Here is a 10,883-nt window from a genome sequence, read left to right on the forward strand (position 1 = left end):
GGATATACGGTCAACTGTGGGAGCGAGCCTGCTCGCGAATGAGGGCACCGCAGTCTAAGGGATCAACGGTTCAGCGGCGCAACAAACCGGCTTTTCGCCACGCTGAAAATGCCGGGCTCATCGCTGTCGACGATCTTGAAGCTGATGCTCTGCGAGCTGCTGCTTGGCCGTTCCGTCGTCATCGCCACTGATACCGGCACATCGACGATCTCGCCGGGCGCCAGGCTCAGTTCGGACTTGCCTTGCAACTGGAAGCCGTCGCCGTCGACCAGAGTCAGGTGGTAATCCTGGCGCAGCTGGGTCTTGTTGATGACCTTCAAGCTGTAGATGTTTTCGATCTGCCCCTGACTGTTCTCGCGGAACAGGCCCCGGTCCTTGCTCACATCCAGCGACACCATCGGCCGCTCCATCAGCGCGACCACCAGCGCCGCGATCATCACCAGCAGCACGGTGGTGTAGCCGATCAAGCGTGGCCGCAGCAGGTGAGTCTTGCCGCCCTGCAACTGATGCTCCGAGGTGTAGCTGATCAAGCCGCGTTCGTAGCCCATCTTGTCCATGATCGAATCGCAGGCGTCGATGCACGCCGCACAACCGATGCATTCCATCTGCAAACCGTCGCGGATGTCGATGCCGGTGGGGCAGACCTGGACGCAGACCTGGCAATCGATGCAATCGCCCAGGCCGACTTCCGCCGGTTTGACCTCGCGTTTGCGCGGGCCACGGTTTTCGCCACGGGCGACGTCGTAGGAAATGGTCAGGGTGTCTTTGTCGAACATCACGCTCTGGAACCGCGCATAGGGGCACATGTGCATGCACACCGCTTCGCGCAGCCAACCGGCATTGATGTAAGTGGCGCCGGTGAAGAACAACACCCAGAACAGGCTGACGCCACCCATCTGCAAGGTCAGCAGCTCTTCGGCCAACGGGCGGATCGGCGTGAAGTAACCGACGAAGGTCAGGCCGGTCAGCAGGCTGATCGCCAGCCACAAAGTGTGTTTGGTCGAGCGGCGCATCAACTTGTTCAGGCCCCAGGGCGCGGCTTGCAACTTGATGCGCTGGTTGCGTTCGCCTTCGGTGATTTTCTCGCACCACATGAAGATCCAGGTCCAGGAGCTCTGTGGGCAGGTGTAGCCGCACCAGACCCGTCCGGCGAATACGGTGATCGCAAACAGACCGAATGCGGCGATGATCAGCAGCGCCGAAAGCAGGATGAAATCCTGCGGCCAGAACGTCGCGCCAAAGATGTGGAATTTGCTTTCGGAAAGGTCCCAGAGTACCGCCTGGCGGCCGCCCCAGTTCAACCACACTGTGCCGAAGAACAGCAGGAACAGGAAGCCTGCGCCGCTGATGCGCAGGTTGCGGAACAGGCCGGTGAAGCTGCGGGTGTGGATCAGGTTGTCACTGGTCTTGACCTTCATCTTTGGGCGTGAAGGTTCATGAATCTTGACTGGCGTGGTGCTTTCTACGGTTCGGACGGGGATTAGCTCGCTCATGGTCTTTCGCTCATCAGCCTCCATCAGGCATGAGCACTATGAGCGGCGATCTGTTTGCATAACAGACTCAGGTATTGCAATAAAAACCGGATCAGATGGTTTCTGAAGGCGGGCATGCGACAAGTTGAAGCACCCGTCGCGGCGGGACGCAAACGCCTATACCAGGCGCTTGCGGAGGTTGTTGATGCGGGTCAGTCAAATCACCGAATCACTGTCCGTAGCCTTCAAATGCCGGCGACCATCCACCGCGCCTGCTACGGTCAATGCGTCGGCTTCTGCTTCGGTGATGTAGATGCGCTGGCCGTTGAGGTCTACCGCTGACATGGCTTTGTCACTGTCAGTGATGATGGTCACATCGGGGCACAGGCGAATTTCCTCGCCATTTTCAGTGGTAAAGAAACAGGTCTGGTTCTGGATGCGTACGGACATGACGTGATCCTTTTTTGCGACGGGTTACACGTTAGGGCATTGGCACCGACTATCGTTCTGTGCAACCGATTAATGGTCGGCGCGGTCCATCTTCCATAGCCCTTCTCACAAGGACAGCGCCATGAACGCCTGGTGGCATGAAGTCTGGGTGACCCTGCAAGCTGAATTTGCCGACATCGGCGATGCCTCGCAACTGACCCGTATTACCGTGCGCCTGCTGATGGCGGCGGTGCTGGGCGGGATTCTTGGTTTTGAACGCGAACACAAGGGCAAGGCCGCGGGCGTGCGCACCCACATGCTGGTGGCACTCGGCGCGGCGCTGTTCGTGCTGGTGCCGCAGATGTCCGGTTCCCAGGCGGATGCCATGAGCCGGGTGGTGCAGGGGGTGATCGCCGGAATCGGTTTTCTCGGTGCCGGGACCATACTGAAGAACCAGGACGGTGATGAGGGCCACGTCAAAGGCCTGACCACGGCCGCCGGATTGTGGATGACCGCCGCCATCGGCGTTTCGGCCGGATTGGGCCGGGAGGCGACAGCGGTGCTCAGTACGTTCCTGGCGTTACTGATCCTCGGCGTAATGCCGATGATTGTGAACAGGTTCGAAAAGGACCGCGACTCCTCGTAGGCGTCACGCTGCCATTTCCTGTGGGATCGAGCCTGCTCGCGAAGAGGCCGGGACATCCGCCGCCTCTGTCATGGCAGGAATACCGTCATCGCGAGCAGGCTCGCTCCCACAGGGGATGTGTGCAAATTCAGGGATTGACGATCACCGGCGGCATGGTCGTCGGCGGTTCTTCCCGGGGTGGCGGGGTGCTGCCTGGCGGCTCTTGTTCGGGCACGGGTTGCGGATCGGTCGGCGGGATCACCGGATCGTCGATGTTCGGGTCGGGGGTTTTGGCGGGGAATGGATTGGTCATCGTTCAAGCCTCCAGTGGCACATGGCGTGAGTCGTGCTTAAGTTGGTTGACCGCCGTGCGAGGGATTTGATTCCAGTCAATTGCCGATGAACTTTTGCACGCACCAGTCGCTCGGAACCTAAGTGAGTTCATTCGGCGAGGGATCTACCGATGTGGATGACGATCAGACACAAGAGCGTCCTTGGGGCGTAAAGGAGAGATGCTCGATGACTGCTGAAAAACCGACTGAGTTGAGCTACAACCCGCACATTCCGCTGTCTCAGGCGTTGCTGCTGCCGCGAATCGTGATTGAAAACACCATGCCGACCCTCGAAGGCGGGCAGTTTGCCGTCAAGGCTGTTGTGGGCCAGGACGTGGTGGTGACCAGCAAGGTGTTTGCCGACGGTCACGACAAGCTCGCCGTGCGCGTGCGCTGGCGTGCCGATGGCGAGGAGGTCTGGCACAGCGAAGTCATGGCCGATCTGGGCAATAACGGCTGGCAAGGCGCGTTCCGCGTCGAGGAGCAGGGCCGCTGTGTGTTCTGTATCGAAGCCTGGATCGATCAGTTCGCCAGCTTCCGCTATGAGCTGGAAAAAAAGCACCTGGCCGCCGTGTCCGTCAGCCTGGAACTGCAGGAAGGCCGCCTTCAGGTTCAACAAGCCGCCGATCGGGCGGAAGGACCGCTGCGCGAACAACTGGCCGCGTTGCACCATGAACTGTCCGGGCTGCTGGAAACCGAGCAGGTCGCCCTGTTTCTGCACCAACGTAGCGCCGACCTGATGGCCCAGGCCGATCTGCGCGCTTACCTGAGCCTGAGTCCCGAGTTCCCGGTGGATGTCGAGCGTACACTGGCACAGTTTGCCAGTTGGTATGAGTTGTTTCCGCGTTCGATCACCGACGATCCGGCGCGGCACGGTACGTTCAACGATGTGCATTCGCGGTTGCCGATGATTCAGGACATGGGTTTCGACGTCTTGTATTTTCCGCCGATCCACCCGATTGGCCGCAGCTATCGCAAAGGCCCGAACAATTCCCTGACGGCAGGTCCGGATGATCCGGGCAGCCCTTATGCCATCGGTAGCGAGGAGGGCGGGCACGAGGCGATTCATTCGGAACTGGGCACTCGCGAAGACTTCCGTCGCCTGGTGGCCGCCGCCGCCGACCATGGTCTGGAGATCGCTCTCGATTTCGCCATCCAGTGTTCCCAGGACCATCCCTGGTTGCAGCAGCATCCTGGCTGGTTCAACTGGCGCCCGGACGGCACGATCAAATACGCGGAGAACCCGCCGAAGAAATACCAGGACATCGTCAACGTCGACTTTTATGCCGTCGAGGCGATCCCGAGCCTGTGGGTCGAGTTGCGCGATATCGTCGTTGGTTGGGTCCTTGAGGGCGTGAAGCTGTTTCGTGTCGACAATCCGCACACCAAGCCGCTGCCGTTCTGGCAATGGCTGATCGCCGACGTGCGGGCGCTGTATCCCGACGTCATCTTCCTCGCCGAAGCCTTCACCACGCCGGCGATGATGGCGCGCCTGGGCAAGGTCGGTTATTCCCAGAGCTACACCTACTTCACCTGGCGCAACACCAAACAGGAGTTGGCGACCTACTTCACCGAGCTCAACGAATCGCCGTGGCGCGAGTGTTATCGGCCGAACTTTTTCGTCAACACGCCGGACATCAACCCGGCCTTCCTGCATGAGTCCGGGCGCCCGGGGTTTCTGATCCGCGCGGCGCTGGCGACCATGGGTTCCGGTTTGTGGGGCATGTATTCCGGGTTTGAACTGTGCGAAGCGGCACCGATACCGGGCAAGGAGGAATACCTCAACTCGGAGAAGTACGAGATCCGCCCAAGGGACTTCACCGCGCCGGGCAACATCGTTGCCGAGATCGCCCAGCTCAACCGCATCCGTCGGCAGAACCCGGCGCTGCACACGCACCTGGGGCTGAAAATCTACAACGCCTGGAATGACAACATCCTGTACTTCGGCAAGCGCAGCGCCGACGGCAGCAACTTTATCCTGGTGGCAGTCAGCCTCGACCCGCATAACGTTCAGGAGGCGAATTTCGAATTGCCGCTGTGGGAAATGGGCCTGCCCGATGATGCCAGCACCCACGGTGAAGACTTGATGAATGGCCATCGCTGGACCTGGCACGGCAAGTACCAGTTCATGCGGATCGACCCGGCGTACCAGCCGTTCGGGATTTGGCGGATTACAACCTCTTAGATACTCCGCTCCTGTGGGAATCAGATTTTGTGGCGAGGGAGCTTGCTCCCGCTGGAGCGCGTAGCGGTCCCTGTTTCTTCAGGAAGATGGGTATTCATAGGTTTGCGACTGCTTCGCAGCCGAGCGGGAGCAAGCTCCCTCGCCACAAAGGCTCCCATTCCAACGGGGCTTACTTCGAATTCAACAGGAGTTTCAAATGGCGAAGAAACCCAAGGCAGCCACGTTCATCAAGGACCCGCTCTGGTACAAGGACGCGGTCATCTATCAAGTTCACGTCAAATCCTATTTCGATTCCAATAACGACGGTATCGGCGACTTTCCCGGCCTGATTGCCAAACTCGACTACATCGCCGATCTGGGCGTCAATACCATCTGGCTCTTGCCGTTCTACCCCTCGCCACGCCGCGACGACGGCTACGACATTGCCGAATACCGTGGCGTGCACAGCGACTACGGCACCATGGCCGATGCCAAGCGCTTTATCGCCGAGGCGCACAAGCGTGGTTTGCGGGTGATTACCGAGCTGGTCATCAACCACACCTCCGATCAGCACGCCTGGTTCCAGCGCGCGCGCAAGGCCAAGAAAGGGTCGGCGGCGCGGGATTTCTATGTGTGGTCCGATGACGACCAAAAGTACGATGGCACCCGCATCATTTTTCTCGACACCGAAAAGTCCAACTGGACCTGGGACCCAGTGGCCGGCCAGTATTTCTGGCACCGCTTTTATTCCCATCAGCCGGACCTGAATTTCGATAACCCGCAGGTCATGAAAGCCGTGCTGTCGGTGATGCGCTACTGGCTCGACATGGGCATCGACGGTTTGCGCCTGGACGCGATCCCGTACCTGATCGAGCGCGACGGCACCAACAACGAGAACCTGCCGGAGACCCACGACGTCCTCAAGCAGATCCGCGCCGAAATCGACGCGAACTACCCTGACCGCATGCTGCTGGCCGAGGCCAATCAATGGCCGGAAGACACGCAGCTGTATTTTGGTAAAACAGAGAGCGGTGACACCGACAAAAAAGGCCTCAACGGCGACGAATGCCACATGGCCTTCCACTTCCCGCTGATGCCGCGCATGTACATGGCGCTGGCCCAGGAAGACCGCTTCCCGATCACCGACATTCTGCGCCAGACCCCGGAGATCCCGGCCAATTGCCAGTGGGCGATCTTCTTGCGCAACCACGATGAGCTGACCCTGGAAATGGTCACCGACAAGGAGCGTGACTATCTATGGAATTACTATGCGGCCGACCGTCGGGCGCGGATCAACCTCGGGATTCGCCGGCGCCTGGCGCCGTTGATGGAGCGCGACCGTCGCCGCGTGGAATTGCTCAACAGCCTGCTGCTGTCGATGCCCGGCACGCCGACCCTGTATTACGGCGATGAAATCGGCATGGGCGATAACATTTACCTCGGCGACCGCGATGGCGTGCGTACGCCGATGCAATGGTCCATCGACCGTAACGGCGGTTTCTCCCGCGCCGATCCGGCCAGCCTGGTGTTGCCGCCGATCATGGACCCGCAATACGGATACCTGTCGGTCAACGTCGAGACCCAGGCCGGCGACCCGCATTCGCTGCTCAACTGGACCCGGCGCATGCTCGCGGTGCGCAAGCAATCCAAGGCCTTCGGTCGTGGCACCTTGAAAATGCTGTCGCCGACCAATCGCCGGGTATTGGCGTATACCCGGGAATACACCGCAGCCGATGGCAAACACGAAATCATTCTGTGCGTGGCCAACGTTTCGCGCAGCGCACAAGCCGTGGAGCTGGACCTGGCGGCGTACGTCGGCATGGTGCCGGTGGAGATGCTCGGCGGTAATGCCTTCCCGCCCATCGGCCAGTTGAATTTCCTCCTGACTCTGGCGCCTTACGGGTTCTATTGGTTTGGCCTCGCCGCCGAGAACCAGATGCCGAACTGGCACGTGGAGCCGGCGCAAAGCCTGCCGGACTTCACCACGCTGGTGCTGAAAAAACGCATGGAAGAACTGCTCGAGGCACCGTCACGTCACACCCTGGAGCAGGGCATCCTGCCGAACTGGTTGCAAAACCGTCGCTGGTTCGCCGGCAAGGACGCCGCCATCGAACAGGTCAACCTGGCCTACGGTGTACGTTTCGGTGATGCGCAACACCCGGTGTTGTTGAGTGAGATCGAAGTGACCAGCGCCGGCCAGACCAGCCGGTATCAACTGCCGTTCGGTTTTATTGCCGAAGATCAGGTCGGTACCGCGTTGCCGCAGCAGCTTGCTCTTTCAAGGGTGCGCCGCGGCCCTCAGGTCGGTTTGATCACCGATGCGTTCAGCCTGGAAAACTTTATCCGCGCGGTGTTGCAGGGCATGCACAACAACACGGTGCTGCCTTCCGATGGCGGCGAGATCCGTTTCGAACCCACCGCCGAGCTGGCCAGACTGGGCCTGACGGCGGAGTCGGAGGTGCGTTATCTGTCGGCCGAGCAATCCAACAGCTCGGTGGTGGTCGGCAACAGCCTGGTGCTGAAACTGATCCGCAAGGTCGCGTCGGGTGTGCACCCGGAACTGGAAATGAGTGCGTACCTGACGAACGCCGGTTTCCGCCATATCTCGCCGCTGCTGGGCTCAGTGGTACGTCGCGACGGGGCTGGCGAAGACAATCTGCTGATGATCGCCCAAGGCTACCTGAGTAATCAGGGCGATGCCTGGGAGTGGACGCAGAACAACCTCGAACGGGCATTGCGCGACGAGTTGGCCGATGCCATGTCCGAGCAGGAACAGCACTACAACGCGCTTGGCGAGTTGAGGGATTTCGCCGGCATGCTCGGCCAGCGCCTGGGGGAAATGCATCAAGTGCTGGCGGCGCCGAGCGACAACCCGGACTTCGCCCCGCAAATCACCACGCAAAAAGATGCGCTGGCGACCGCCAAAGATGTCGTGGCACAAATCGAACATGCGTTGAAGTTGCTCAAACAGCATCAAAACGAACTGAACCCGGCGGACAAAACCCTGGTCAGCAAGATACTGGACAACAAAAAAGCCATCCTCAGCCATGTGCAGGCGTTGGCGAAACAGACTGCCGGGGGCTTGCGCATTCGCGTGCACGGCGATTTGCATTTGGGCCAGGTGCTGGTGATCAAGGGTGATGCCTACCTGATCGATTTCGAAGGCGAGCCGGCGCGCCCCTTGCACGAACGTCGGGGCAAACACAGCCCGTACAAAGATGTCAGCGGTGTGCTGCGTTCCTTCGACTATGCGGCGGCAATGGCGATCAACGTGCACAACGTCGACACCACCGAAGGCGCACAAGCCGCTCGCCAGCGCGTTGCCGATCGATATTTAAATGAAGCAAAACATGCATTTGTGGTCGCTTATCGGCAATCGGCAGCTACGCTTGGCCATGCATGGCAAGATCCTGAGGGCGAGGACGCCGCGCTGGCGTTGTTCGGCCTGGAGAAGGCAGCGTATGAAGTGGCCTATGAGGCAGAGAATCGCCCCACCTGGCTCACCGTGCCGTTGCACGGTCTGTACGGGTTATTGAGTGGGCTCAAACCCTTTTCCGATCTTGGTGGAGAGTAGTCATGAGTTTCTCGAACAAGGAACAGGGTCATCATCACAAAGAAGCACTGTTGCCCAGGGCACGGGATATCGATGCCCTGGTGCGCGCCGAGCATCACGACCCCTTTGCAATTCTCGGCCCCCACGGCGATGGTGCCGGCGGACAGTATATTCGGGCTTACCTGCCGGACGCCTTGAGCGTACAGGTGGTGGCGAGGGACTCCGGGGAAGAACTCGGCAACCTTGAAGTCACCCAGACACCTGGACTGTTCGTCGGTCACTTCGACCGGGCGCAGTCCTATCAGCTGCGCACCCGTTGGGCCGGTGGCGAACAGTTGTCCGAAGACCCCTACAGTTTTGGCCCGCTGCTCGGCGAGATGGACTTGTATCTGTTTGCCGAAGGCAATCACCGGGACCTGAGCAGTTGCCTCGGCGCGCAACTGAAAACGGTCGACGGTGTCGACGGCGTGCGTTTCGCCGTATGGGCGCCAAATGCGAGAAGGGTGTCGGTGGTCGGTGACTTCAACAACTGGGACGGTCGCCGGCATCCCATGCGCCTGCGTCATCCCACCGGGGTCTGGGAAATATTCATTCCCCGCCTGCAGGCCGGGGAGGCCTATAAATACGAAATCCTCGGTGCGCACGGCATTCTGCCACTCAAGGCCGACCCGATGGCGCTGGCCACTTCACTGCCGCCGGACACCGCCTCGAAAGTCGCCTCACCGCTGAAGATCGACTGGCAGGACCAGGACTGGATGCAGTCCCGTGGTGAACGGCAACGTCCGACGGCGCCACTGTCGATATACGAACTGCACGCCGGATCCTGGCAATGCGAACTGGACGATCTGGGTGAAGTGGCCCGCCAGTACACCTGGCCTGAACTGGCCGAGCGGTTGATCCCGTATGTGAAGGAACTGGGTTTCACCCACATCGAACTGATGCCGATCATGGAGCACCCGTTCGGGGGGTCGTGGGGTTATCAACTGCTGTCGCAATTCGCCACCAGCGCGCGCTACGGCAGCGGCGATGAATTCGCGGCCTTCGTCAATGCCTGCCACCAGGCTGAAATCGGCGTGATTCTCGACTGGGTACCGGCACATTTCCCCACCGATATCCATGGGTTGGCCCAGTTCGACGGCACCGCGCTGTACGAATACGGCAACCCGCAGGAAGGCTTTCATCAGGACTGGGACACGCTGATCTATAACCTGGGGCGCACCGAGGTGCACGGCTACATGCTGGCCTCGGCGCTGCACTGGCTCAAGCATTTTCACGTCGACGGCCTGCGGGTCGATGCGGTGGCGTCGATGCTGTACCGCGATTACTCGCGCAAGGCCGGCGAATGGGTACCGAACCGCCACGGCGGTCGGGAAAACCTCGAAGCCATCGACTTCCTGCGTCATCTGAACGACGTGGTCGCCCTGGAGGCGCCGGGTGCGCTGGTGATCGCCGAGGAATCCACGGCATGGCCAGGCGTCAGCCAGAGTACGCAACAGGGTGGCCTGGGCTTCGCCTACAAATGGAACATGGGCTGGATGCACGATTCGCTGCATTACATCCAGCAGGACCCGGTGTACCGCGCCCATCACCACAACGAACTGAGTTTCGGCCTGGTGTACGCCTGGTCCGAGCGTTTCATCCTGCCGATCTCCCACGATGAAGTGGTGCACGGCAAGCATTCGCTGATCGACAAGATGCCCGGCGACCGCTGGCAGAAGTTCGCCAACCTGCGGGCCTACCTGAGCTTCATGTGGGCACATCCGGGCAAGAAACTGTTGTTCATGGGGTGCGAGTTCGGCCAGTGGCGCGAGTGGAACCACGACCAGCAACTGGACTGGTACTTGCTGCAATACTCGGAACACAAGGGCGTGCAGAAACTGGTCGGCGACCTCAATCGTCTGTACCGGGAAGAGCCGGCGTTGCACGAACAGGACGACGTACCGCAAGGTTTCCAGTGGCTGATTGGCGACGATGCGATCAACAGCGTCTACGCCTGGCTGCGCTGGAGCAAGGAAGGTCGGCCGGTGCTGGTGGTGGCCAACTTCACCCCGGTGCCCCGTGAGGCGTATCGAGTCGGCGTGCCGTTTGCCGGGCGCTGGACCGAGTTGCTCAACAGCGATTCGTCGACCTATGCCGGTTCCAACTATGGCAATAGCGGCGGGGCGTCGACCGAGGAAGCGCCGAGCCATGGCCAGGCGTTGTCGCTGGTGCTGAATCTGCCGCCGTTGGCGGTGTTGATGCTCAGTCCGGAGGGTTGATCCGCAACCTCGTCGCTACCTTCGCGAGCAGGCTCGCTCCCACAGGGATC

General features: G+C 60.4%; 7 protein-coding genes. 4 read left to right on the forward strand and 3 right to left on the reverse strand.

Annotated elements, in window-relative coordinates:
* Positions 1–62: 62 nt before the first annotated feature.
* Together ccoG and ACW9HW_RS25935 are read right to left on the reverse strand one after the other, a co-directional pair.
* Positions 63–1,493 (reverse strand): cytochrome c oxidase accessory protein CcoG, encoded by a 1,431-nt coding sequence (gene ccoG / locus ACW9HW_RS25930; protein ID WP_457402134.1) that lies wholly within the window; start codon positions 1,491–1,493, stop codon positions 63–65.
* A gap of 195 nt (positions 1,494–1,688) precedes the next feature.
* Positions 1,689–1,922, reverse strand: coding sequence for a DUF3203 family protein (locus ACW9HW_RS25935; RefSeq protein ID WP_095194116.1), 234 nt, complete (start codon positions 1,920–1,922; stop codon positions 1,689–1,691).
* 121 nt (positions 1,923–2,043) lie between these two features.
* Between ACW9HW_RS25935 and ACW9HW_RS25940 the strand changes: the two genes are divergently transcribed.
* The gene (locus ACW9HW_RS25940) at positions 2,044–2,547 is read left to right on the forward strand and encodes an MgtC/SapB family protein (RefSeq protein ID WP_095194117.1); all 504 of its coding nucleotides are present in this window, start codon (positions 2,044–2,046) and stop codon (positions 2,545–2,547) included.
* Positions 2,548–2,674: 127 nt separating this feature from the next.
* Here ACW9HW_RS25940 and ACW9HW_RS25945 read toward each other — a convergent pair whose 3' ends face one another.
* Positions 2,675–2,839 (reverse strand): hypothetical protein, encoded by a 165-nt coding sequence (locus ACW9HW_RS25945; protein ID WP_170948655.1) that lies wholly within the window; start codon positions 2,837–2,839, stop codon positions 2,675–2,677.
* 206 nt (positions 2,840–3,045) lie between these two features.
* On the opposite strand from ACW9HW_RS25945, the gene ACW9HW_RS25950 reads away from it, so the two are divergent.
* The 3 genes from ACW9HW_RS25950 (at position 3,046) to glgB (ending at position 10,833) form a co-directional block, all read left to right on the forward strand.
* Positions 3,046–5,043 carry an alpha-1,4-glucan--maltose-1-phosphate maltosyltransferase gene (locus ACW9HW_RS25950; RefSeq protein ID WP_095194118.1) on the forward strand — a complete coding sequence of 666 codons (1,998 nt, stop codon included), beginning with the start codon at positions 3,046–3,048 and terminating at the stop codon, positions 5,041–5,043.
* A gap of 196 nt (positions 5,044–5,239) precedes the next feature.
* Positions 5,240–8,596: a maltose alpha-D-glucosyltransferase gene (gene treS, locus ACW9HW_RS25955; protein WP_095194119.1), complete on the forward strand. Its 3,357-nt coding sequence runs from the start codon at positions 5,240–5,242 to the stop codon at positions 8,594–8,596.
* 2 nt (positions 8,597–8,598) lie between these two features.
* Positions 8,599–10,833, forward strand: coding sequence for a 1,4-alpha-glucan branching protein GlgB (glgB, locus tag ACW9HW_RS25960; RefSeq protein WP_095194120.1), 2,235 nt, complete (start codon positions 8,599–8,601; stop codon positions 10,831–10,833).
* The last annotated feature ends 50 nt before the right edge of the window (positions 10,834–10,883 follow it).

The organism is Pseudomonas sp. SDO5532_S415 (assembly GCF_054071155.1).

Excerpts from the sequence above, each read along its gene's own strand:
- ACW9HW_RS25945 (WP_170948655.1), bottom strand. The coding sequence starts at position 2,839 with ATGACCAATCCATTCCCCGCCAAAACCCCCGACCCGAACATCGACGAT.
- ACW9HW_RS25935 (WP_095194116.1), bottom strand. The coding sequence starts at position 1,922 with ATGTCCGTACGCATCCAGAACCAGACCTGTTTCTTTACCACTGAAAAT.
- glgB (WP_095194120.1), top strand. The coding sequence starts at position 8,599 with ATGAGTTTCTCGAACAAGGAACAGGGTCATCATCACAAAGAAGCACTG.
- ACW9HW_RS25940 (WP_095194117.1), top strand. The coding sequence starts at position 2,044 with ATGAACGCCTGGTGGCATGAAGTCTGGGTGACCCTGCAAGCTGAATTT.
- treS (WP_095194119.1), top strand. The coding sequence starts at position 5,240 with ATGGCGAAGAAACCCAAGGCAGCCACGTTCATCAAGGACCCGCTCTGG.
- ACW9HW_RS25950 (WP_095194118.1), top strand. The coding sequence starts at position 3,046 with ATGACTGCTGAAAAACCGACTGAGTTGAGCTACAACCCGCACATTCCG.
- ccoG (WP_457402134.1), bottom strand. The coding sequence starts at position 1,493 with ATGAGCGAGCTAATCCCCGTCCGAACCGTAGAAAGCACCACGCCAGTC.